This window comes from Enterocloster sp. (assembly GCF_057861365.1).
In genome coordinates, this window is sequence record NZ_DBMACH010000011.1 from 1 (window position 1) to 25,033 (window position 25,033).

18 protein-coding genes, 1 pseudogene and 1 other annotated feature are annotated in these 25,033 nt (G+C 47.5%); of the genes and pseudogenes, 4 read left to right on the forward strand and 15 right to left on the reverse strand.

Annotation, left to right across the window (positions count from 1 at the left end; genetic code table 11):
• Nucleotides 1-615: pseudogene (locus ACZM6M_RS12070) on the reverse strand (efflux RND transporter permease subunit); the annotation flags it as partial.
• Between the two features lie 36 nt (nt 616-651).
• Complete coding sequence (locus tag ACZM6M_RS12075) at nt 652-1,455, reverse strand: hypothetical protein (RefSeq protein ID WP_296037256.1); 804 nt, start codon at nt 1,453-1,455, stop codon at nt 652-654.
• A 212-nt stretch (nt 1,456-1,667) separates the two neighbouring features.
• Between ACZM6M_RS12075 and ACZM6M_RS12080 the strand changes: the two genes are divergently transcribed.
• The 4 genes from ACZM6M_RS12080 to pdaA all read left to right on the forward strand — a co-directional run bounded on the left by ACZM6M_RS12080 (nt 1,668) and on the right by pdaA (nt 6,152).
• Nucleotides 1,668-2,258 (forward strand): TetR/AcrR family transcriptional regulator, encoded by a 591-nt coding sequence (locus ACZM6M_RS12080; RefSeq protein WP_066543697.1) that lies wholly within the window; start codon nt 1,668-1,670, stop codon nt 2,256-2,258.
• A 111-nt stretch (nt 2,259-2,369) separates the two neighbouring features.
• Nucleotides 2,370-3,602 carry a class I SAM-dependent rRNA methyltransferase gene (locus ACZM6M_RS12085; RefSeq protein ID WP_066543696.1) on the forward strand — a complete coding sequence of 411 codons (1,233 nt, stop codon included), beginning with the start codon at nt 2,370-2,372 and terminating at the stop codon, nt 3,600-3,602.
• Nucleotides 3,603-3,654: 52 nt separating this feature from the next.
• Nucleotides 3,655-3,888: a binding site (T-box leader), on the forward strand.
• Between the two features lie 39 nt (nt 3,889-3,927).
• Nucleotides 3,928-5,250: a branched-chain amino acid transport system II carrier protein gene (gene brnQ / locus ACZM6M_RS12090; RefSeq protein ID WP_418762153.1), complete on the forward strand. Its 1,323-nt coding sequence runs from the start codon at nt 3,928-3,930 to the stop codon at nt 5,248-5,250.
• 56 nt (nt 5,251-5,306) lie between these two features.
• The gene (gene pdaA, locus ACZM6M_RS12095) at nt 5,307-6,152 is read left to right on the forward strand and encodes a delta-lactam-biosynthetic de-N-acetylase (protein ID WP_066543691.1); all 846 of its coding nucleotides are present in this window, start codon (nt 5,307-5,309) and stop codon (nt 6,150-6,152) included.
• On the opposite strand, the gene ACZM6M_RS12100 is transcribed toward pdaA, so the two are convergent.
• The 13 genes from ACZM6M_RS12100 to ACZM6M_RS12160 all read right to left on the reverse strand — a co-directional run bounded on the left by ACZM6M_RS12100 (nt 6,137) and on the right by ACZM6M_RS12160 (nt 25,026).
• Entirely contained in the window at nt 6,137-6,496 is a 360-nt protein-coding gene (locus ACZM6M_RS12100; protein ID WP_066543689.1) for an arsenate reductase family protein, read from the reverse strand. The genes pdaA and ACZM6M_RS12100 overlap by 16 nt on opposite strands.
• Nucleotides 6,493-7,182, reverse strand: coding sequence for a carbohydrate-binding domain-containing protein (locus ACZM6M_RS12105; RefSeq protein ID WP_340276731.1), 690 nt, complete (start codon nt 7,180-7,182; stop codon nt 6,493-6,495). The genes ACZM6M_RS12100 and ACZM6M_RS12105 overlap by 4 nt, the downstream gene beginning before the upstream one ends.
• A complete protein-coding gene (locus ACZM6M_RS12110; RefSeq protein ID WP_418762154.1) occupies nt 7,179-7,889 on the reverse strand; it encodes a YkgJ family cysteine cluster protein in 711 nt (236 codons plus the stop codon). Before ACZM6M_RS12110 ends, ACZM6M_RS12105 begins: the two co-directional genes overlap by 4 nt.
• A gap of 32 nt (nt 7,890-7,921) precedes the next feature.
• On the reverse strand, nt 7,922-10,132 hold the full coding sequence (locus ACZM6M_RS12115) for a DNA topoisomerase III (protein WP_489490447.1): 2,211 nt from the start codon (nt 10,130-10,132) through the stop codon (nt 7,922-7,924).
• On the reverse strand, nt 10,129-11,034 hold the full coding sequence (locus ACZM6M_RS12120; RefSeq protein ID WP_337433196.1) for a D-isomer specific 2-hydroxyacid dehydrogenase family protein: 906 nt from the start codon (nt 11,032-11,034) through the stop codon (nt 10,129-10,131). Before ACZM6M_RS12120 ends, ACZM6M_RS12115 begins: the two co-directional genes overlap by 4 nt.
• A gap of 58 nt (nt 11,035-11,092) precedes the next feature.
• Nucleotides 11,093-11,953, reverse strand: a complete 861-nt coding sequence (locus ACZM6M_RS12125; protein WP_296037280.1) for an aspartate dehydrogenase domain-containing protein — start codon at nt 11,951-11,953, stop codon at nt 11,093-11,095.
• A 21-nt stretch (nt 11,954-11,974) separates the two neighbouring features.
• Nucleotides 11,975-15,190 (reverse strand): SbcC/MukB-like Walker B domain-containing protein, encoded by a 3,216-nt coding sequence (locus ACZM6M_RS12130; protein WP_489490448.1) that lies wholly within the window; start codon nt 15,188-15,190, stop codon nt 11,975-11,977.
• Between the two features lie 3 nt (nt 15,191-15,193).
• Nucleotides 15,194-16,327 (reverse strand): exonuclease SbcCD subunit D, encoded by a 1,134-nt coding sequence (locus ACZM6M_RS12135; protein ID WP_340276724.1) that lies wholly within the window; start codon nt 16,325-16,327, stop codon nt 15,194-15,196.
• A complete protein-coding gene (locus tag ACZM6M_RS12140; protein ID WP_418762158.1) occupies nt 16,324-18,255 on the reverse strand; it encodes a sensor domain-containing diguanylate cyclase in 1,932 nt (643 codons plus the stop codon). The genes ACZM6M_RS12135 and ACZM6M_RS12140 overlap by 4 nt, the downstream gene beginning before the upstream one ends.
• Entirely contained in the window at nt 18,245-20,410 is a 2,166-nt protein-coding gene (locus tag ACZM6M_RS12145) for an EAL domain-containing protein (protein WP_418926284.1), read from the reverse strand. The genes ACZM6M_RS12140 and ACZM6M_RS12145 overlap by 11 nt, the downstream gene beginning before the upstream one ends.
• A gap of 65 nt (nt 20,411-20,475) precedes the next feature.
• Entirely contained in the window at nt 20,476-21,852 is a 1,377-nt protein-coding gene (gene argH / locus ACZM6M_RS12150; protein ID WP_337932798.1) for an argininosuccinate lyase, read from the reverse strand.
• 25 nt (nt 21,853-21,877) lie between these two features.
• Nucleotides 21,878-24,583, reverse strand: coding sequence for a YfhO family protein (locus tag ACZM6M_RS12155; RefSeq protein ID WP_489490449.1), 2,706 nt, complete (start codon nt 24,581-24,583; stop codon nt 21,878-21,880).
• On the reverse strand, nt 24,580-25,026 hold the full coding sequence (locus ACZM6M_RS12160; protein ID WP_337433203.1) for a GtrA family protein: 447 nt from the start codon (nt 25,024-25,026) through the stop codon (nt 24,580-24,582). The genes ACZM6M_RS12155 and ACZM6M_RS12160 overlap by 4 nt, the downstream gene beginning before the upstream one ends.
• Between the last annotated feature and the right edge of the window lie 7 nt (nt 25,027-25,033).

Below are 25,033 nucleotides of genomic sequence, written 5' to 3' on the forward strand. Positions count from 1 at the left end.
CGCTACCAGCATGATCAGCTGCATTTCGCTTTCTATATTTTCCTTTAAGGATTTGTTCTGCACGGCCATCCCGGTATAGCAGCCCTTTTCCCCTAAAAGATTCCGGATCTCATCCACAGCACGGGAAGTTCTCTTGGCCGTATCTCCTTCATCAAAAGTAATATCCATTACTGCGCAGCGATCCTTATAGTAATCCTCTATGTCATCCATGGAGATAAAGTCCTCTCCTGCATAAATATTAACGGCAGCATCACACCAGAGTACCTGATCCACTCCGTCCACAGCCTCTATCTGATCCTTATACTGCTTCGCCTCATAAAGACTTACATCCTTTACCATCACCCGTGCGGTTCCCGGATATCCGAACGTCTCCTCCATACGGTCCAATCCAATACGGGATGCCGCCTCCCTTGGCAGATATTCAGTCAGATCGTAATTCACATTTACAAACAGCATTGCAATAAAGGAAAAAACACATCCTGCCACAAATATGCTTTCAATCCATTTCTGCCTTCTTAAAATAAAGCGGGCAAGGCGAACAGACAACCGTTCCGTCAAGCCATTCTCTGTCTGCTTCTCTTTCTTTTTATGTACGAATTTCAATTTCTCCTTCATTTGATCCTGCTCCTAACATCCCGGGGTTCATTTCATTCAGCGCTTCAGTACCACCATAAACCAGTGACGTCCGTCCGCCTCATAATGGGCCATACCCAAATACCGATAATAATCCAGCGTATCCTGATAAGCTTCTCCTCTGCTGTACTGTTTTTCCAGCACATCCATGATTTTATCAAAAGCAGCTTCCCCATCCTCACAATTTCGTATATAAAGCTCCTTATAAGTGCTGTTTTTCCCATCTGCATACCCATTTTCCATGGCCTCCTTAAGGCGGGCAGCCGCAATCCGGTTCAGCTTTACATCCATTTTTAAGCCCGCATACCGGTCATAGGACGTATGCATATCCCCGTCATACTCATGTTCCCGATCCGGTCTGGCGTCAAAATACTGATCCCGCTTTTCATCGCATAAATACTCAAACAAAATCTGCTCCTGCGTATCATAGCAGCCTGCAAAATAGGCTCCTCCTCCCGTATTTTCCTTCCATGAGGCTCCGGTAAGAGCACCTTCTGCCGAAAAGGTATATACCGCATTATCAAGCTCCAGATCTCCCAGATTCATTCCACCGTCCTCATGGAAATAATACCACTCATTTCCTACCTTTTGAAATCCGGTCGCCATGACCCCGTCCTCCCTCAGATAGTAAGTTCTTCCTCCAGCTGAAAGCCAGCCTGTGGCTGCTGTCATATCCGCTTTCTGCCAATACCACTTTCCATCCAGACAGATCCATCCCGGATCAGAACCTCCCGGCTCTGCCGCCAGCGCATCCATATTTTCCATTTGAAGCAGAACCGCCCCGATCAGGCACATCAACCTGATACTCTTCCATTTTTTCATACAACCGATCTCCTGATTCTTTGCTGGTCATGTTTATTTTCTCAACTCTGTGAACGATAATTGACATATGTTCATTACTTAACTATAATAGATTATACTAATGAATGTTTAAAATAACAATGATTGATTTCACATTCAATGTACGTTAATCAACATATTTGATTTTTATGTTCATTATTATACAAAATCCCATACATAAGGAGGTTATGAAAATGGGAACAGAACTGATCGACCGAAGAATCCGCAAAACGCGGAAACAATTAAAAGACTGTCTTATTTCTCTGTTAAAAACAAAGCGTATACAGGATATCACCGTCCGGGAGCTGACGGAAATGGCAGACTTAAACCGCGGAACCTTTTATCTTCATTATAAAGATGTGTTTGATCTTCTGGAACAGACAGAAACTGAGCTCCTTGGAAAATTAAACTCTGTGATCCAAAAGCACCGGGCTGAAGAGCTTTTAGACCGCCCCTTTAATATTTTCCATGAGGTGTATACGCTGGTATATGAAAATGCGTCTCTGGTAGAAATTCTCCTGGGAGAAAATGGAGATTTGAACTTTCTCAACCGGATGAAACAGATCATGCGTGATAAATGTCTTCACGACTGGATGGAAGTGGTTCGTACCGAAAGTACCGCAGTATTTGACGCCTACTTCGCCTTCATCGTTTCCGGCTGCCTGGGGCTGGTGCAGCACTGGCTGAAGACCGGTCTTAAGGAAACGCCGGTTCAGATGGCGCGGCTGACCGAAAAAATCATTACTGACCAGCTTCATGTGCTTTCCCAGAATCCTCTGGAATAAAGCATCCCCATTAAAATCCGCAGTTTCAGTCAAAATCTCTGTAGCGCCTCTGAGTAATCTGTGGTATAAAAGAAGATATTCCTATGGAAGAAAGCTAAAGGAGAGTCCTATATGACAAAAGATGAATTATACAGAGAAACCGCCTGCGTACGGATCAAAAAGGGAGCCGGGCGTTCCTTAAAGGCTGGCGGAGCATGGATCTATGACAATGAGATCGACACCATTTCCGGTGAATATAAGGACGGAGATCTGGTAACAGCCGAGGACTTTGACGGCTATCCTCTGGGCCATGGCTTTATCAACACACATTCCAAACTGACCGTTCGGATGTTATCCAGAAAAAGGGATGCTGTCATTAATGATGAATTTATCGAAATGCGGGTAAGAAATGCCTGGGAATACAGGAAGGCCACCGTAGATACCTCCAGCTGCCGTGTCATCTTTGGAGAAGCCGATTTCCTGCCGGGTATTGTGATCGATAAATTTTCCGATGTTCTGGTAGTAGAATCCCTGGCTCTGGGAATTGACCGTTTAAAGCCGGTAATCCTGGAAAAGCTGCTTAAGGTACTCAAAGAGGAGGATATCCATATTCGGGGTATCTACGAGCGCAGCGACGCCAAGGTACGTCTGCAGGAGGGGATGGATCGCTATAAGGGCTTTATCGGCGAAGCCTTTGATACCAAGGTGGAAATTCTGGAAAACGGGGTCCGCTATCTGGTGGATGTAGAGGATGGACAGAAAACCGGCTTTTTCCTGGATCAGAAATACAACCGGCTGGCTGTACAGAATCTGTGTAAAAAAACGCAGCCGGAACGGGTGCTGGACTGCTTTACCCATACCGGCTCCTTTGCCTTAAATGCGGGAATCGCCGGTTCCGGCCATGTTCTGGGAGTAGACGCCTCGGAGCTTGCAGTGGAACAGGCCCGTGAGAATGCCCGCCTTAACGGCTTAGAGGATCGGGTTCATTTCCAGTGCGCCGATGTATTTGACCTTCTCCCGCAGTTAGAGCAAAGAGGAGAACGCTTTGATGTGGTAGTTCTGGATCCTCCCGCCTTTACCAAATCCAGAAGTTCCATCAAAAATGCAGTAAAAGGCTATCGTGAAATCAATATCCGAGGCATGAAGCTGGTAAAAGACGGAGGATACCTTGCCACCTGCTCCTGCTCCCATTTTATGGATCCGGAGCTTTTCACAAAAACCATCCGTGAAGCAGCTGCCAATGTCCACAAACGGCTGCGCCAGATCGAATACAGAACCCAGGCCGCCGATCATCCGATCTTGTGGGCGGCAGACGAATCCTATTATCTCAAATTCATCATCTTCCAGGTCTGTGATGAAAAATAATTTTGGAAACTATTGTAATTTCTGATTTTTTATTCTATAATACAGCCATAGAAAAAATTCATTTGATAGGAACAAGTAATCCTCAGAGGATTTTTCAGAGAGACAGCGGCTGGTGTGAGCTGTCATTGAACCTGACGGATGAAATCATCCTGGAGAAGCAAACTGAAGTTTAGTAGGAGCGCCGGAGCAGAGCCACGTTACAGGTGATACGCATTAGAGGATGCGGAGATGAGCTGGATTTCATTCAGGAATTAAGGTGGTACCACGGTTTTTAATCGTCCTTTTTATAAGGGCGATTTTTTTATTTTAAAGGAGGCTTTTTATTATGAAACTACACAAGAAACAAATCCTGCTGGTGAGCTTTATGCTCTTTTCCCTGTTTTTCGGGGCAGGCAACCTGATATTCCCGCCATTTTTAGGACAGAATGCAGGCAGCCAGACCCCATTTGCCATTGCAGCCTTTCTGATCACAGCTGTAGCCCTTCCCGTTTTGGGCGTGATCGTTGTGGCGAAGTTTGACGGCCTGGAAAAGCTTGCTAGAAGGGTTAATCCGAAATTTGCCATCGTATTTACCATTCTTATCTACCTTTCCATCGGCCCCGGACTTGGTATCCCCAGAGCAGCCTCCCTTCCCTTTGAAATGGCAGTGGCTCCCTATCTTCCTGAGGAAGCGAATTTGTCCTTATTCATGCTTGGATTTTCCCTTGTGTTTTTCCTCATTGCAGGATGGCTGGCTCTTACCCCAAACAAGCTGGTAGAGAGGATCGGAAAATTTTTAACACCAAGCCTGTTATTTTTACTGCTTTTTGTATTTTTTAACTTTCTTTTAAAGGGAAATGTCCATGTGGCAGAGCCGCAGGAAAGCTATGCTTCCAATCCTCTTGTGAAGGGATTTCTGGAAGGCTATCTGACTATGGACACGATTGCAGCCTTAAATTTCGGCCTTGTAATTGCTACCACCATCACAGGACTGGGGATCAGCCGTAAATCGGACGTGATGAAATATACGGTTATGACCGGTATTTTCGCGGGGCTTATCCTAGCCGGCGTTTATCTGATCCTGGCTTATATGGGCATGAGTTCTTCCGGTGTATTCCCGATTCAGGAAAACGGCGCGTGGACTCTGCGCTGCATCGTGCATCAGCTCTTCGGAGATACGGGCGCCGTCCTTCTGGCAGCTATCTTTACGCTGGCCTGCCTGACAACCTGCGTGGGACTGATCACCTCTATTTCCCAGTATTTTTCAACCCTTACCTCCCGGCTGTCCTACCGCCAGCTGGTTCTTCTGATCGCAGGTTTTTCCTTTGTGGTCTGCAATCAGGGGCTCAATGTGATCTTAAGCATTTCCGTACCTGTACTGGATGCGATTTATCCCATTTCCATCATGCTGATCGTGCTCGGACTGTGTGATGCAAAGCTGGGACACATTCCCTTTATCTATCCCTGCACCATCGGCTCTGTAGGATTCATAAGCGTTATCTATGCAGCTGAAAACATCGGCCTGGATCTTGGAGTTTTAAGCCCTATCTTCCACTCCCTTCCGCTGTATTCCGCCGGCCTGGGATGGACCGTCATCGCTGTCCTTGTCATGGTTGTGTGTATTCTCACCTTCCGCTTTTTGCCGGCCCGCTCTGAAATCCAGTCATAATAAAACGAAGCTCCCTGTATACTGAACTAACCGTATACAGGGAGCTGTTTGTTATTATGAAAAATGATGGATCCTGGGATTTTTCATTCTGGGGAATCATACTCACAGGAGTATTGTTTTTGATGGCCTACGGAGCCGGCCAGTGGACTGCCAGACAGGCAGAAGCGGGATTTTTCGGCCCTTCGGATCATCTGGAAGCGTCTGCAGACGGAAACTGGGGTCTGGGTTTTCCTGAAAAAGGAAAAACACCCGTTGGGAATGCCTCTGCCGAATATTTAAAACAGTATCATGCCTGGTATGCCGGAAATCCGGATGAAAAGGTAATCTATCTCACCTTTGATGCAGGCTATGAAAACGGAAACACCGAACCAATCCTGGATGCACTGAAAAAGCATCATGCACCGGCGGCCTTCTTTTTAGTAGGAAACTATCTGGAAACAAGCCCCGAACTGGTAAAACGGATGGTATCGGAAGGCCACATTGTAGGGAATCACACCTATCACCATCCCGATATGTCAAAAATTTCCAGCAAAGAAGCCTTCCAGAAGGAGCTGTCCGATCTGGAAACCCTCTATGAACAGACCACTGGACAGAAAATGAAGCGATACTACCGCCCCCCTCAGGGAAAATACAGTGAAAGCAATCTGCAGATGGCAAAGGATATGGGATATCAGACCTTTTTCTGGAGCCTGGCCTATGTGGACTGGTATGAAAACAAACAGCCCTCGAAGGAAGAGGCCTTTGAAAAGCTTTTAGGCCGCATCCATCCGGGGGCTGTGGTTCTCCTTCACAGTACATCAAAAACCAATGGACAGATTCTGGATGAACTGCTGACAAAATGGGAAGAAATGGGATATCGTTTTGAATCCCTGGATCATCTTACAGCTCAGTCTGCCAGATGATCCTCCCACTCCTTTTCCCGAAAACCCGGGAAGGCCCACTGGTCTGTAACTGCCAGAGGGCGTTTTACAAGCATACCATCAGATGCAAGAAGCTCCAGCTGCTCCTCCTCTGTCATCTGGGGCAGCTTGTCCTTAAGGCCCAGCTCCTTATACAGATTCCCGCTGGTATTGAAAAAGCGCTTTAAGGGAAGGCCGCTTTTCTTATGCCAGACGGCCAGTTCCTCCTTTGAGGGATTCTGTTCCTTAATGGGTCTTTTTTCATAGGAAATCCCCTTTTCATCCAGCCAGTTTAAGGCTTTTTTACAGGTACTGCATTTGTCATAGCACAATATCGTCAGCTTCATTCTTCTGATTCCTCCATTTCCAAACTTCCTGAAAAGTGACGGTCGTCCAATGTATGGGCCCTGATCCCTGTTCCCTTTCCATTCAGACACTGAATCTGTATCTCCCCGCCTGCAAGCTCTACGGTATCCTCATAAAGAGCCGTTTCCTCTCCGGTAAATACCAGTTTCCCCCCTTCGATCCGCAGGGCAGAGGGTTCATCCTGATTAAGCGTTTCCTCCTTCCACTCCCCCTCCAGGGCCGTTTCTCCCTGAAGCCTTAAGCTTCCTTCTCCGCGTATGGTAAGAGTACCTGCCCCCTTTTTCAGGGCGGCGTCTGTACTTAAAAGTTCGCTCTCTGTCCCCTTTTTCAAAACCAGGGTAAGATCTCCCTGGATTTCAAGAGCCGGAGTCTTTCTTTCCAGGCTGCCTGCCTTTAGTCCGTCCAGAGTCAGTGTGTATTGGCCTTTGGAATTTCTCAGCACCCATCCTTTTCCCTCCGTAACCTTTCCCTGCAGGGGAATGGGTATTTCTTCTCCGTCAATCGCCACATGGCTTAAAGGAACCTGAACCCTGGAGGTGGTAAGCCCCAGCTTTGACGCTGCAAAAAGCCCCAGAAATACAACGGCCGGACAGAAGAACATCACAAGGCCGATAAACAGAAGGGTCTTCACAATTCCCCCTGTAAATTCCTTCATATTTTCTCTCATCCCTGTTTTATCCTTTCCTGCACGTACATGGTGTTTTTAAGTTCCAAATCCTTTTTTGCCTGTTCTAACCGCCTGTAAAATTCCTCATAAAACCCTTTTGTTTCTCCATACGGCTCCATGTAAAACCGGTTCAGCACATAAAGACAGATTTTTTTTGATTTCTCCTGCCCTTCTGCTCCCAAAGAACGGATCCTTTCTCCCAATTCCTTTGTCATGTAGTGCCAGTCACTGATAAACTGCTCATAGGCCGCAAAATCAAGCGTATCCAGCCATTTGCGTACCCGTACCTTTGTCCGATTTTCCTTCCTGCACTCATGGATCTGGAGAAAATACCGGAAGCTTCCGTTTTCATAAAGACGGCCCAGAGGAAAGAGACGGCAGAAGCCTGGCCGGAATGTATGAATGGAACACCGGCCTTCTGAGTTTAAAAAGGAACAGGCCTCTTTCTCCCCCGTCATCTTTAAATACGGAAGGATCAGTCCGTCTGCCATTTTAAGACCCACAGCCTCCTTCATCAGCTCCTCAAAGCTTTTTCCAAGCCCCTCTGACAGGCGGCAGATATCATAAGGATCCAGCAGAATGGAATCCCCCATGCCCTGACAGCAGGCAGAGCAGCCCTCACAGTCTCCGCAGTCCGCCTTTACCATATCCTCTGCCCCGTAAAGCTTTCCATCGGAAATTTCCGCCAGATCAATCCTTCGTTCCATATTGTTCCCTCTTTCTTTTCCTTCCGGACATGTTACGGATCCACCTTAAGCCCTGCAAGCGCCGCGGCAAACGCATTGTTTAATGGTTCCGTTTCTTCTTTTTTCTGCTGGTTTAAGTAGCGGGCCACATCCTTTTTGGATACGCCGGCTCCTTCTTTCTTTCTCCGGTCCTTAAAAGCAGACAGCTTCTCCTTGTGACCGCAGCTGCATACGAAAATCTGTCCCTCTCCCTTTCCCCGCAGCTCCATTTTTTTATGGCATACAGGGCAGCGGGCATTGGAGGTTCGGGAGACAGTCTCTCTGTGACCGCAGGCCCGGTCCTGGCAAACCAGCATCTGGCTGTTTTTTCCCTTTACAGAAAGCATCCGTTTTCCGCAGACCGGACATTTGGTATTGGTCAGGTTATCATGGCGAAACTGCCCTTCTCCTGTTTTAATCTGCCCCAGAAGTTCCTTACAGTAGTCACGGATTTCTTCCATAAATGCATCCCGCTTTAAGTCTCCCTTTGCAATGGCTGAAAGCTTCATCTCCCACTGGGCGGTAAGCTCCGGTTTTTTTAAGTCCTCCGGCACCAGCTCTAAGAGCTGTTTTGCCTTGGAGGTGAGGAAAATATCCTTTCCCCGCTTTTCAAGTAAAAAACTGGAAAAAAGCTTTTCGATGATATCTGCACGGGTCGCTACCGTGCCAAGTCCCCCTGTCTCTCCCAGCGTTTTTGCCATAGCCTTATCCTTTGACTCCATATAAGCAGCCGGATTTTCCATGGCAGACAGAAGGCTGGCCTCATTAAAGGGCGCAGGGGGCTTTGTCTTCCCCTCCGTCATGGCAAGAACTACTCCCTTCAGGACATCTCCTTCCTTCAGGCTCAAAAGTTTCTGGCTGTCTGCGCTGCTTTCTGCTGCCTCCGTGCTCTCATCTTCCTCCCATGAGCCGCTCTGTCCCTCATACGCTGTCTTCCAGCCCGTCTGGGTAACCACATTGGCCCTGGCTGTAAAGCGCTCGCTGCCGATCCGTACCGTTACCTCTGTCTGCTCATACTCGCAGGGCGGATACAGCACCGCCAGAAAGCGGCGGACAACCAGATCGTAGATCCGTCGCTCATCTACGGTCATGTGATCCAGCTGGACAAACTGTTCTGTGGGAATGATGGCATGGTGATCTGAAACCTTTGAGTTATCCACAAAAGCCATCTTCTGGGCAAGAGGACGGTTGATCATAGTCCCTGCGATCTTTCGGTATGGCCCTACAGAGCAGGCTTTTAAGCACTCCTTTATCGTTGGGACAATGTCCTGGCTCAAATATCTGGAATCCGTTCTGGGGTACGTCAGTACCTTATGATTCTCATACAGCCGCTGCATGATGTTTAATGTTTCCTTGGCTGTATAATTATACTGTTTATTGGCGTCTCTCTGAAGCTCTGTCAGATCATATAAAAGCGGCGGCTGCTTCTTTTTGGGCGTTCTTTTGATCTGCTCTGCCTGGGCAGACTCATTTTTAAGAGAGGACAAAAGTCCCTCTATCCGCGCCCGGTCAAAGGAACTGCTGCTGGATGCAGCCTTATCCTGCCAGGTAAAGGAAATCCCCTGAACCCTGGCTTTCATTCCATAATAAGGTTTCGGCACAAAGGCTCTGATCCGCTCCTCTCTGGCTGCAATCATGGCTAATGTAGGCGTCTGCACCCGTCCGCAGGATAACTGAGCATTATATTTGCAGGTCAATGCCCTGGTGCTGTTGATCCCAACCAGCCAGTCTGCCTCGGCTCTGCACAATGCGGCGTCCCGGAGGGATTCATACTCTTTTCCGTCTTTTAAGGAGGCAAATCCCTCTTTAATCGCCTTATCCGTAACGGATGAGATCCAAAGCCGCTTAATCGGCTGACGGCTTCCCGCCTTTTTAAGAATCAGCCTCGCTACCAGCTCTCCTTCCCGTCCCGCATCTGTGGCAATGATCACCTGGGAAATATCCTTCCGGTGAAGCTGGGATTTTACTGCCTGATACTGCTTTCCGGTCTGTTTGATCACTTCCAGCTTAAAAGGATCGGGAATCATGGGAAGATCCTCCATCCTCCACTCCTTATAGCGGGCGTCGTAGCTCTCCGGATCCGCCAGTTCCACCAGATGGCCCAGCCCCCAGGTTACTACGTAGCGTTCTCCCTCAATGGCTCCATTTATATTTTTTCCGCATTTCAGCACGCGGGCAATGTCACGGGCCACAGAAGGCTTTTCAGCAATTACCAGCGCTTTCATGCTTCCATTCCTCTTAAACAGGTTTCAATATTATCCAGTACCTTTTTGCTTAAAAGGCCAAAGGCCTGTCTGGTTCTTCCAGCAGAAACTCCTGCGCAGATAACGTTTGGATGATCCTTTAAAATGCCTTCTGTATCTCCAAGGGCTCCTGCGGTGTCGCAGATAAAATAACCGCCCTCATGATCCAGCCATTCTGCCAGCGCCTCCACCTCATGAGCCGGCCCAATGGATGTGTTAAAGAGAAGCTTTCCCTTTCCCAAAGCGTCAAATTCCTCTTTGTGAAGCAGGATCACATTTTTATTCAGACAGGCAAATACCACCTGGCTTTCTGCCAAAAGCTCCTTTAACGGACGGTAGGCAAAGCCTGCTGCCTCCTTTTCCGGCTTGCGGGTACGGCTGAAATAGGAAACCTCCGCTCCCATAAACTGCAGCGCCTCTGCAATCATGGTTCCGGAAACACCAAGGCCGATGATACCAGCCTTTAAACCGGTAATCTCCGTAGGGATGTCATAGAGCATGGGGCGGTCAAACCCGTGAAGGAACCGCACCAGCTCGCTTAAAACGAATTCTACCACGCCCCGGTCTCCGTAATCCCGGATGCCCAGTACACGGATTCCTCTCTCTCTGGCGCAGGCAATATCTACATTGGCGCTCTCCTCTGAATAAAGGCTGCAGCACATACCGATATAACGGATCTGTGGACATGCCTCAATCACATTCCGTCCAATCCTTGTGGTATAGCTTACTAAAACCGCATCTGAATCACCGATGCGCCGGATGATCTCCTCATCATTTTCAGGGATATCTCTGTATAATACAACTTCTTCTGCATAGGTATGAAGCTTTTCCTCCGCCCAGTCCTCCAGGCTGACCGGTTCAATGGCAGTCAGTTTACGAAACATTTCTATCTCCTTTCTTATAATCCATTTTCGGATATTATCATTTTAAATATAAAGTCGGTTAAAATACAACAGGTGACAGGATATTTCTCAGCACGGCTACGGTGCTCCATCCTGCAATGGCGCTGGTACGGGAATAGATATCTACTACTGCCTCTACCTCATCCGGACCGCCGATCTTTGCCGTAATTTTGTGGTCGTCTCCTGCCATACCGGGAACACTGGTGATATCCACTGTAGTTTCATCCGGGCCTGCTGTAGCAAGAGAGGAAGCGACCGCCACATTTACCTTGGTCGGCAGAAGACCGATAGCCTCCTTCGCGCTGCCGGAAAAAGCAGCCGCTTCTTCTGGATCTGTCATGAAATAATCTTTAAAGACCGGTGTTCCCATCAGGGATGCCGGCCCTTTTCTGGTAGAAATTCCGGCTGTAAGATAACCGTCCAGACTTCCGGCCTCAGAAGCAGACAGCCCCTCTGCCTTCATCTTCTGTGCCAGGGCCATCAAAGATGTGGTGCGAAGCACATCAAAGCCGCCTACCGCTCCGGATGCCAGATAAATCCTGGTGCCGTGCTCCATAGCACAGTTTTTTGCCTGCTCATAAAATTCCTGGTCTGCAAATGCTCCGATGGAAAGAACGACCAGGCTGGCTCCCTGACAGAGAATGGTTTTGGCATAGTCTTTAATGGATTTTACAGACGCAGCTTCTGCCACATAATCCGGCTTGTCCTCCATCAGCTCTTCAATGGTGCTGCAGGCTCTGCAGCCTGCCTTTGCAGCCAGCGCCTCTGTTTTCTCCTTTGTCCGTCCCAGGATGCCGGTAAGTTTATAGCCCTCAAGCAGTCCCATATTATACGCCTCGACTACAATCCCGGACAGATATCCATTTCCCAGTAATGCCAGTTTCTTCTTTGTTTGATCCATCTTAAATTACCCCTTTTTCTTTTATGATTCTCCGCTCACCTGGACTGTGCTTCCCACACCGCCTGTTTTGCGGTTTTTAGTTACAGTAATCCTTCGGCTGATTCTCTCTTTTAATTCAGATACATGGGAAATAATCCCCACCATCCGCTGCCCTTCTGCCAGACTGTAGAGAGCCTTCATAGCCTGGTTTAGAGCTTCCTCATCCAGAGAGCCAAAGCCCTCATCCACGAACATAGCGTCCAGGCGGATTCCTCCGGCATTTGACTGTATCTCATCTGCCAGCCCCAAAGCCAGGGACAAAGATGCCTGGAAAGTTTCTCCGCCGGAGAGTGTTTTCACACTGCGTTCACTTCCATTATAATGGTCAATGACATTTAATTCCAGTCCTGCCTTTTCTTTTTTATTTTCTCCTGCCGCCTGACGCTTTAATTCATACTGACCGCTGCTCATAGTCATCAGGCGGAGATTCGCCCTTCGCAGGATACGGTCAAAAAACGCGGTCTGGACATAGGTTTCAAATTCGATTTTCGGCTTTCCGCTTAATGTTCCTCCCGCTGTATCGGCCAGAGCCTTCATCCACACATACTCCTGTTCCGCAGCTGCCATCTTCGCTTCCTTCCCCTGAACTGCATTAAAAATACGGCGGTTATTCTCCATTTCCGCATACAGCTGGCTCCGCTGTGCGGCTTTTTTCTCTTTTTTTTCAGAAAGTACGGCTTTACAGGCCAGAATTTCCGGCTCAGAAAGCAGCTCTGCTTCCTTATTTTGCTCTCTCAGCGTGGAAACGGCAGACTGTAAGGCTGTAAACCTGGTATTACATTCCCGAAATGCTTCGGCTGCCTGCTCATAGGACTTTTCCAGTCCGGACTTTTCCCTGCGCCAGCTTTCAATCTGTACAGAGAGCGTCTCTTCTTTCCAGTCTTCCAGATGCTCGTTCTTCTCTTTTTCCTGCTCCCTCAGAGAATCCATTTTGGCTTTCAGGGAGGCTTCTTCCGCTCTCAGCCGGCTGATCCTTTCCCTGCAGGCTGAAAGCGCCTGTTCCTTCTGCAAAAGGATCTGCCTGAGAGAAATAAATTCCTGAACAAGCGCCTGATTGGAGGCTGTTTTCTCTTTCAGTCCTTTGAGTTCTGCTTCCAGGCTCTGGACAGCCTGTTTCAAAGCCGTAAGAATATAAGCCTCCTCTTCTTCCCGTCCCAGAGCTGTTTGGATATCCTGTAAGGCCTGTTCCTTCTGCGTCCGTATTACCTCCATTCGGCGCAGACGGTTCTGATACTGTTCCTGGCTTTCCTTCCACCTTCTTTGTTCCTGTTCCTGCAGCCTCCCAAGTTTTTTTCGCAGGACAATTTCCTCTGAAATCTGAGCGATCTGTCCGGAAAGCGCTGCAATACGAAGTTTCAGGATCTGCCCCGCCTGCTCCGGTCTTATATCCGTCTCCTCCGTTCCCAGACCAGACCGGATGCTCTTGCCAAGCTCTGCACATTCCCGGTTCCCATGCTCTGCCTCTGCGCAAAACGCCCGAACCCGATCCTCAGCCTGGCTCAGCCTGGCTTTTTTCTGCTCCAATTCTGTCTTTTCCGGAACCCGTTCAGGCCTTATGGCAGGCGCCGGATGATGAAGAGAGCCGCAGACCGGACATCTTTCCCCTTCTTTTAAATGATCTGCCAAAATCCCCGCCTGTGCATCCAAAAAGAGCTGCTCAAACTGGTCATACTCCTGTCTGAGACGGGATTTTTCCACACTTGCCAGACGGTACTGCTCCTGAATCTTTAAAAGCGTTTCCTCTTTTTCCTTCCAGCGGCCACAGACCTGATCTAACTGCTTTAATCCTCTTGCTTCCTCTGTTTTTTTCACTAAAAGCACATCCCGGTCCATCAGGCTGTCGATTTTTTCCTGTCCCTTTGCAAGAGCTGCTTCCTGTTCCTTTAATGCCTCCTCATCCAGACGGATTGCCTCCCGCTCCTGCTTCCCGGCCTCCAACAGCTGGAAATACCGCTTCCCGCAGCTTACCAGTTCTGTTTTTCTGGCCGTCGTTCGCTCTGTTTCGTAGGCTAACTGCTCCCGCCTTGCTTCTGCTCCCGCAAGCGCTTCCTGCCTGTTTTTCCCTTTTTGGATTTCTTCTTCCAAAAGCTCTTCCTGCTTCCTGCAAAGCCCATACTCTTCCTGGATCTTTTGCAGACTGCTTTCCTTATCCTTAAGTTCCTTCTTCAGACCAGAAAGCGCCGTAAACTGCTCTAACTGCCCCATTCCCTTCCGTATCTTTTCATCAAGCGCTTTGCAGTAAACTGTCCTTTCTTCTGCTTCCTTAAGCTGCACGGCACGTTCCTCCAGAACCGGAGCCAGTTCCCTTTCTTCTGTTTCCCTAAGCTTTAACTCCTGTACCAGCCTGCGCCTCTGTTCTGCTTTTCCCAGAAGCTGATCCTGTTCCTGGATTTCTTCCTCCAGTCCTCTGATCTCCTTATCCAGCTGAAACAGGCTGTTCTTATCCATCTCCAGAAGCCGGCTCAAAAGTTCCATGCCGCGGACGGCTTTTCCGTCAAAATGTTCTTTTTTCAGAGTCTTAAATTCTGCGTCAATTTCCGGCGCACATCCGCACTGTACTCCGTCCAGATACTGACTGATACTGCGCCGCATCTCATCATAGTCCTTCCAGCGTTCTTTTACTGCATATTTCAAACGATTTTGAAGTTCCTGACAAGGCTCTGTATGAAAAATACGCCTGAAAATCTCTGACCGCTCTGCGGTTCCGGCTAAGAGAAGCTTTTGAAAATCTCCCTGGGCGATCATGGCAATCTGAGTGAACTGGCGGTAGTCCAGCCCCAAAAATTCTGTAACAGCCTTTGTGACCTCCTTATTCTTTACGATTGGCGGACGGCCGTCAAAAAAGATCAGTTCCGCATCACTTTTCTGAACAGTAAAGCCGGTCCCTCTCCCTTTTGGACGCAGATACTCCGGATTACGTCGGACACGGTATCTCTTTTCCTGAATAGAAAAAGTCAGCTCTGCAAATGTGGGCGTCTGCTCTGATGCATATTTGCTTCGAAACATTCCCGCTTCTCTGATCTCTCCGCTGGCTTCTCCGTACAAGGCAAAGGAAATGGCATCGAAAATCGTCGTTTTCCCGGCCCCCGTATCTCCTGTGATCAAAAACAGGCCCCTGTCTCCCAGCTTTTCAAAATCAATTTCAATTTCCTCCGCATAAGGCCCAAAGGCGCTTATGATCAGCTTTTCCGGTTTCATCCTCTATTCCTTTATCTCTTCCATAATATGTTTGACAAACGCTTCCTGCTCTGGGCTCATGGGCTGATTGTTCTGCTGCTCATAAAACCGCGAAAACAACTCCAGCTCCGAAAGCTCTTCCTGCTTTTCCCATTCTCTTATCTCTGCGTCTTTTCTGGTACGGCGGTTATCGTATTCCAGGCGCATAATATTAGGGTAAATGGTACGCAGCTTCTGGAGACCATCCGGTATATCCTCCTCATCTGTAAGAGTCACCTGGATATAATCCTGCTGATCGGTTCCCTCATAAAAAGCCCGATCCGTTACCTCCATATACGTACCGCGTATCTTTCTCATATCACGCAGCGGTATGAGAGGAAGAGTTTTTATCTGCACATTTCCTTTTTCTTCCAATTCAACCACGGTAATGGATTTCTCCTGGGATACTTCAGAAAAGGAATACTTAAGAGGCGTACCGCAGTAGCGCACCTCTTTGCGCCCCACACTCTGAGGGCTGTGGATATGGCCTAAGGCCACATAGTCAAACGCATCAAAGAGGGAGGCGTCCCCATTGTCCAGCCCCCCTACAGTCACTTCTTCTGATTCACAGCTCATAGCCCCTGTGATAAACTGATGAGCTGCAAGCACATTCCGTTCTCCTTCTAGCAGCTCCATATGCTCCACTGCAGTCCTTAAAGCTGTCTGATAATCAACGATCCCTTCCGCCTCCTTGGGAAATGCATGGCGTACCGATAAAGGACGCACAAAGGGCAGAAGGTGGATCCGGATCCTTCCAAAGGAATCCTTAAAGTCAACCGTCTCCACCTTCCCCTCATAAACCGGGGACAGAAAAATGTTTCTGGCATTCATAAGCCTGGCGCCGAATGCCAGCCGCTCTGCCGAATCGTGGTTTCCGCTTACAATACACACCGGACACGCTCTGTCTGCAAGCTCTGTAAGAAACCAGTCAAACAGGCTGACCGCCTCTGCAGACGGTACTGCTTTGTCGTAGATATCACCCGCCAGGATCAGTACATCCGGCTTCTCCTTATGAACCCATTCCAGAATACGGCTCAAAATATACTGCTGATCCTCCAGCATGGAAAACTCATTTACCCGTTTTCCAAGATGAAGATCTGAAAGATGAAACAGTTTCATTCTTCTCTGCTCCTTCTGCCTTTACGTTTCTTTTTCTCTTCATACATCCGTTCATCCGAAATATGCATCAGCACATGGTAATCCGTTCCGTCCTCCGGATAAAACGCATATCCAACGGAAAATTCTACAGTTCCCAAAATATGTTTCATCTCGGGATCCATAAAAACCTCGCCGCGATGAGCCTCAAAGTCCCGGAGAACCTTCTCTGCCTCCTCCTTTGAAGCGTAACCATAAAGAAATGCCGAAAATTCATCGCCTCCCATTCTGGCGCTGATAAAACGTTTCTCTCCCGAAAATTCAATCTGACGGCCAATTTGACGTAAATAAACATCTCCCATATGATGTCCGTACATGTCATTGATCCCCTTTAGTCCATCTGCATCCAGCATGATCATCACTCCGCTTCCAATAGCTCCGGGATCGGCAAACAGAGCCTCCAGCCGTTCCGTAAAGCCCCGGCGGTTATAAAGCAGCGTCAGGCTGTCTCTGCTGCTCTGTTCTCTTAAGCGATTGATCTCATTCCACCACTGGGAAACGTCCGTAACGCACCAGGTCGTACTCTGTTCATCTGTAAATTTTTCAATTCTGGCAAAAACCGTTTCCCCGTTTCTGTCATATTCATAAAGAGATTTTCCTGCATCCACAGGATGGTTCTCCGCTTCTTCCAGCTTTTTCCTTATCCTGTTGCTCAAAGCATCATTATTTTCATCTGCATCAGAAATCCCAAGAATTTTCAGAATACGGTTGTTCATAAAGGTTTTTTTATAAAAATGGTTATATTCAAATACTCCCACCGGAACACGGCTGTTTTCAATCACATGATCCATCTTATCCCAGTTTAAACGGATACTCTTTAAAAGAGCATTGATATACTGAACCAGCTCGTCAAATTCTAAAATTCCCGTGTGGATGGTAAGATTGGTCAGATCTCCCCCTTCTATTTTTTTCAATTCACCTACAATCGCAGTCAGATTCCCTGCAAGTTTTACTTTCATGTACCACATGATAATCCACAGAACGGCCACAGACGCCCCCAGTATATAGAGAAATACAAGCAGAGTAGACTGCACCGCGCTGCGCAGCGGATAAGCTGACACAAAAGAACGCACCAGGAGATATTGACCGTAATATTTTGTATAGACACAGAATTTCCGGCCGTTATACCGATAGTGGCCGGAAGCAGGAGCTTTTATTTTATCTTCCGTTTTAAGTTCTTCATGAATATCCAGCCCATTCATTCCAGGGACAGTCGAAGCTTCGATCTTCCCTGTGTTTGTATTGATTATATGCAGATATCCCATAAGACCGGAAGGTATCTCAGAAACCACCTTTTTCAGGCTTTTTTCCTCCATCTGCTTTAAAAGGCGTTTGGGTTCCATCCCGATCTGGACAATTCCGCTTTTATCTTCCATCCATACTGCCGCATACTCCATCATCTTTCCTTCTGCAGTATTGGGAGTGATCTCCCGACACAACTCCAGAGAAGTATCTTCCAGCATGGAAAGAAAAAACTGCATCTGTTCTCCATCCCGGAATGTAAAACCATAATACCTGGGATGGGTACCCGCATAAATCTCCCCCTGAGGATCAATAAAATGGATCTCATCTACATCCAGCTTTTCAGCCAGCTCCTTCGTATGCTCCAGATCTGTAATATACCCCGGATTATGTTCCACAAAGTAGGCAGCCATTTTAGCTGACTGAATACATTTTTGAGAAAAGTCCCTTTTCTCCCGCTCCAGATCATATATATTGTTCCGTATAAGCTGTTCCAGCTGCCAGAATATCTCTTCTGAATTCTGCTTCTGGTTCTGATGCTGTATATATAACTGTAATGCCACATTCGTCGGAAGGATCAAAATAATTAAAATCAGTATCATAAACCTTGCCATTCCGGGCAAAGTCTTTTTTATACTGTTACCTGTCATACTCCTCTCTCCACTGCTCAAATTCCCCAACAGGCAGAGGCTTAGAATAGACATAACCCTGAATCAAGTCGCAGCCCATCTTCCTCAGCATTTCCACCTGTTCCTTTGCTTCAATTCCTTCAGCTACCACATCCATATCCAGGCTGTGTGCCAGCTGAATAATGCTTCCTACAATTCTTCTTGATTTGTCATTTTCGTTGACAAAAAAACTGCGATCCATCTTTAGTGTATCAACTGCAAACTCTTTTAACATGGAAAGGGATGAATAAGCAAAGCCAAAATCATCCAATGCAACACGAAGTCCGCAGGACCGGAAACCGTTTAAGACGGCTTTTACAAAAGGAATCTGATTTTCCTCCAAAAGAATAGTTTCCGTAAGTTCCATTTCTATCACGCCCTCAGGAATATCATACCGGTCAAGGATCCGTTTGTACTCCTTCCATATCTCGCTGCCAGCCTCTCTTAAGTGGAAGCGTGACACATTGACCGATATGGAAACCAGTGCCTTTTTCTCCTTGATCCAGCGATCGATCAGGCGGCAGACCTCTTCAAACATATAAAGATCCAGGGAGCAGATTTTCCCGTTTTTCTCAAAAATCGGAATAAATTCAGAGGGATAGATCACCCCTTCCTGGGGATGAAACCATCTTACAAGGGCCTCTGCCTGACAGGCTCTGGTTTCTGAAGGAGACACTTTCGGCTGAAGATAAACCTTGAAATCCCTGTTTTTTACAGAATCCTCAAAAAGAGTATTCAGCCGCTCCTCCCTTTCAAGCATATTTGCAATACCTGCATTGTAAAAGCTGCATACATTGTCTGTATCCGACAGCTTGCTGGCATAAATTGCCTTATTCATCGCTGTAGGAACTCCTCCTGCAATATCCAGACGGCAGGCGCCAACCGCAAAATCAATGCTGTACTCGCTGAATTTACAACGGATCCGCTCGTTTACTGCTTCTTTCATTTTGAGGATTCGACGGTTGACATCCCGATCGTCCTCTTCCTTTAATAACAGGAAGAAATGATCCATGCTGCTCCTGCTCACCAGCTCCTCTTCATTTATAAGTCCGGAAAGCATACGGTATATAAACTGAAGCATCAGATTCCCATCTTCTTCGCCCCAGCTTTCGTTAATATATCGGAAATCTTTAATATTCAGATACACAACGATCCATTCGTGAAGCCTGTGTCCTTCCGTATTTTGCGTACCCAGCTTTATAAAGCCTTCGCGGCTCCAGCCTCCGGTAAGAGGCTCTGTAACAGAAAGCCTCTCCCACCTCTGGTTTTCCTTCATCAGATGTCCGATCAATACGCCCAGCAAAACCATGACAGCCACTACTACCGCGGCATAAACATCCATATGACGTTCGATCTGGGCCATCAGAAAATCGGACGGGATCACGGCTGCCTGTACCCAGTCCGTATCCCTTACCTCATACAAGGAAACAAAAACCTCCTGTCCGTTCGGCATCACCGCTTCATAGACCTGCCTGTCTCCTTCCAGCTCCCTTCCTGTCTCTAGAAGAGCATAGAGCTGCTGATCTGTAACTGATAAAGCTGACTTTTCATCTGCGATCAGGATCTCTCCATCTTTTCTGTCAATGAGAAAGCTGGCTCCCTGCTCCTGATAATCTGCCCGGAAGACCAGAGCCTTGATGCTCCAGTAGTTCTGAAGTCCTACTACAACCGCTTCTGTTCCATCCCCATAATGTACAGGAGCAGTAAAGATAAGATTCTGATCTGCTACATAGGAGGTTACCTGTTTTTCCCATATGTCCGGATTTTTCTCAAACCACTGGCTCAGATAATCCGGACAGGCAGATTCGGGAAACACACTGCCGTCTTCAAAAAGAACCATAAGTCCTTCCAACTCCACGGCGGCTGTCTTTCTGGATATAAAATCCTCTGTGAGAAGAAATTGGGGCATTCGGCTCAGGGTATCGGCAAAGTCCGATACAAACTCTCTTCCCATTTTCAGACGGTATGAAATCTGGCTTGCAACCTGCTGATTGTTTTCTGACACATACCGCTCTACCACCTGGTTCATCATCCGTTCAAAGGATACGGTATTTCCAGCACCTACTGCCAGACAGAACATAGCAACCAACACCGCGCAGATGGTAAAAATACGGCTTCTCTTTCTAATGGTTTCCATGTTCCACCCCCCCCCCCAATTTTTTTCATATATTTCATCCTCTGTATGCAATCAATTACCTGCCGTTACTGCAGCTGCTTTTTATAAACAGCAATTACCTGCTTCATTGCCTCAGGCCCGGGAGCACCAATGGTCATGCGCTTCTCGACACAGGTCTTCATACTGATTGCTTCATAAATATCTTCCTCAAATACGGGACTGATCTCCTTATATTCCTCCAGGGAAAGATCATCCAGCGCAATGCCTTTTTCAATACATAAAAGCACCAGCTGTCCTACAATACCATGGGCATCTCGGAAGGGAACGCCGTGATTTACCAGATAATCGGCAGCATCTGTCGCATTTGTAAAGCCTCTCTTTGCGCTGGCTTCCATTACATCTTTTCTGAAGGTCATAGAGGAGATCATCCCTGTAAACAGGGCAAGACAGCCTTTTACCGTATCAATAGCATCAAAGGTAAGCTCCTTATCCTCCTGCATATCTTTATTATAAGCCAGAGGAATTCCCTTCATAGTTGTCAGCATGGACATCAGAGCTCCATAGACACGGCCGCTCTTTCCGCGGATCAGCTCGGCAATATCGGGGTTCTTCTTCTGGGGCATAATGCTGCTTCCGGTGCTGTAGGAATCGTCGATCTCCACAAACCGGTACTCATTTGTATTCCAGATAATAATTTCCTCACAGAAACGGCTTAAATGCATGGAAATAACAGACAGGGCGCTTAAAAGCTCAATAAGATAATCCCGGTCTGATACGGAATCCATGGAATTTAAGGTAGGCCCTGCAAATTCCAGAAGCTCTGCCGTATAAGACCGATCTAGAGGATAGGTCGTGCCTGCCAGAGCGCCGGAGCCTAAAGGACAGTAATTCATCCGTCTGCGGATATCGGCCAGACGGGAGCGGTCTCTTGAAAACATCTCAAAATAAGCTCCCATATGGTGAGCCAGCGTAATGGGCTGTGCCTTCTGCAAATGGGTAAAGCCCGGCATAAAGGTTTCTGTATTTGCCTCCATGATCACAAGGAGTTCCTCTAAGAGCTTCTTTACCAGACCGTCAAGCTCGTCAATTTCATCCCTTGTATACAGCTTCATGTCAAGGGCGACCTGATCGTTGCGGCTGCGGCCTGTATGAAGGCGCTTTCCTGCCTCTCCGATCCTCTCTGTAAGAGTTCCCTCTACAAACGAATGGATATCCTCATAACCGGAACCAGCCGGAATGATCAAAGTGCCCTCGTCCAGATCCTGCCGGATCCCTTCCAGTCCCTTTATAATATCGTCTCTGTCCTTCTCAGAAAGGATTCCCTGCTTTGCCAGCATCTTTACATGAGCAATGCTTCCTCTGATATCCTGACGGTAAAATTTCTGATCAAATGAAAGAGATTCGTTAAAATTCTGTACCAGCTGATCCGTTTCCTTAGTAAAACGTCCGCCCCAAAGCTTCATAATAGTAGTCTCCTTTATATATGATTTATTTTAGAAATTTCTTTTTATTTTTCATCCAGCCACAGACAGCCAGTGCTGCCACAGCGGCCGCACTTACGCCTGTAATAACGGCACCTGTCTTTAGCCCCTGAGGCTCATAGGACAGCCGGATCTTATGCTCGCCGGGTTCCAGATCCACGCCCAGAAATGCATCAAACACCGGACGCCCTGAAACAGCCGTCCCGTCTACCCAGATTTTCCATCCCTTATCATAGGGAATGCTGGTAAACATGGTTCCTCCCTCCGGCGTATTTATGCTTCCTGCAAGGCCGGTATCCGTCCAGCTGGAAAGTTCAAGAGGCGATTGGCTCAGACACTGATAAATCTCCTCCATGGCCTCCGGATCAAAACGCCAGATTTCCGCCTGCATGGCAGGATTTCCATCTGTTTTGGACTGAAAGATTACCTCCTGTCCCTTTGGCAGATAGCCCAGCTCCAGAAAATAGCCCCTGTCAACATTGTCAAAGGAAAGACTTCTCTCCCCTATTTCGGCGGAAACCTCTTCTACCTTTTTATTGGTCACATAGACATAATAATCGCCGGAGGCATCTGCTGTAAAGGTAAGCTTCTTTCCTTCCGATACTCCCTCTGCCGGCACAAGCAGATTGCTTACTCCCAGTACGGAAGAAAGATCATTCTGCACATTTGCCGGATTTCCCGAATCAAGAACCCAGTTGGTTTCCATATCCTGAGGCATCACAAACCCCACCGGAAGGGTATATTTATTTTCATAAAACCACATGGAGCCCTGACGGCCAATCTGCTCCTTTAAGCCGTCCGCAGGCTGCTGATCCGGATAGATGCCGTAACGGGTAGCGAAAAGAGCGTCAATAAAGGGCGTACTTCCTTTTACACTGTACGCATTGGTGGAGCTCTCACAGCCTACGCTTTTAAAAAAGTCCGACATAGCGGCGCTGGCTACGGAAGAAAACAGGGAGGCAGAAGGGAAATTCATCCATGCCCCATCATTTTTGGTCCGGCTTTCACCCTTTTCAATCCGGTAAAATACCGAGGAGCGGATGCTGTCTGCCAAAAGCATGGTATCTTCATTATCTTTTACATAGGCTGTACGGCTGGTTGTGGGAATACTCGTTACCGCCATATTGACTGCCGACTCACAAAATACCAGTCCCAGCACTGCTAAAAAAACCCCATCCCGACACCATTTCCGGCTGTGATACAGATAAATACAGCCCGTATACAGAGCCAGAAACAGGATAGCTGCATAAAATACGGCAAAATGGAACTGTTCCTCATTATCTACCAGCTTTTCAGCCAGGATCACAAAGGCTGCAGCTCCCCAAAAGGCCATAACGATATGCTTCCAGGGTGTATTTTTAAGCTCCAAATACGCCTTATAGCACATCACCAGCACCAGCGCGATATAGATGAAGGACTGACGGCAGGGAAGGCTGTTGGGATAATGAAAGCCATGCCAGATAAAATTCAGTACATTAACAGAAAAACTTGCGTAGAAAAAGAGCAGAAGACTGAAATATACTGCTTTTTCCTTTATTTTAATGTTCTTATTCCCAAGATACAGGAGCAGGAGCATCAAAACCGCTACCCCACAGTAAATATTGGGCCAATGATCCAGTCCGATCTCTGTCTGTACGTTCCCCATATGGCGGGCGATCATGTCAAATATGGAAAAATAGGAACTGACTGTCTTTGGAAAGTCAAAATTTCCTGAAGCGGTGGCCTGAAGGGCATAAATTTCCGGCAGCAGGACCACTGCCGCCAGTCCGCCGGCCAAAAGGGAATACAGCGTAAATCTGCCGGCTGTGGCTGCGAACTCCTTTCCCTTCTTCGGAGGATATAAAATCACCAGAACCGCTGCATAGATCACCATAAAAATACAGATCATAATGGAGATATAATAGTTTGACAGGATGGAAAGCCCCAGGGCAATACAGTAAACCATCCCCTTTTTTTCCTTTACCAGCCGTTCCAGCCCGAAAAGAATGACCGGAAATAAAAGGATACAGTCCAGCCACATGATATTCCAGCTGTAGGCTGCCATATAGCCGCTTAATGCATAAAAAATGCCGAAAAAGCAGGAACCAAACTCCCTGGTCCCCGTATGTTTTCTAAGGTACCAGGTAAAAAACAAACCGGACAGGCCTGTTTTTATGACGATCAAAACCGTCATGAACTCAATCAAAAACTGCCTGGGGCAAAGAGCCACAAGCCAGTTCATGGGACTTGCCAGATAATAGGCATACAATGCTGAGAAATTTACCCCCATACCGATATCCCAGCTGTAAAGCAGACTTCCTCCGTGAGTCAGCTTATACTGAAATTCAGAGAAAAACGGCGCATACTGATGGTACATATCCGTACGCAGAAAACATTCTTCCCCAAAAGGGAAAATACCTCTCTGTGCAAAGATAACCACCAAAACAAGCACCGGAACAAAAAAAGCAGCCAGAAGGCTATCACCCGGACGCAGGATATGAACGTCCCAGCAGCGTTTTAATTCCCGGCACGCTTCATACTGCAGCATATCTGCCGTGTCTTCCATATTAATACGGGTCAGGCTTTCTTCTACCTCTGCTTCCTGAATCCGATTTCTTTCTTTCATACGCTCCTCTTTTATGTCATCCCTTCCTGAAATCCCCTCCGACTCCTGGATCAGCTCCAATACCGCATCCAGTTCCCGTTCTGCCTGAACGATCTCTTCTCGTTTCACTGCTGTTTCCCCTTGCTCTCTGACCTTTTTTTAAAAATCCACAGCTTGCTGAAAATATAATTTGCCACCAGGTTCACCGCAGAAGAGACCATCTTGCAGAACATCTCATATAAAAAGCCTCTTCCCTCTCCAAGCGCTACCATAACAACCATCAGCAGCCAGACAGCCACGCCTGAAATTCCTCTTGTCATCAAAAAAGCGCCTGCCTCCTTCATAAGATAGGATGGCCTGAGATCATAATTTTTAAATACGATCAGCTTATTCACCACATAGGCAAACAGCACAGCTGCCCCCCAGGAAAAAGCCTGTGCCATTCCCACTCCCATATCCATACGGCGAAACATGGCATAGGACACAAAATCTACTGCCGTAGTCAGGATCCCGCAGATCAGATAACTGATCGTTTCATAATTTACACATTTTTTCCATATTGCTTCAAACATTTTATTC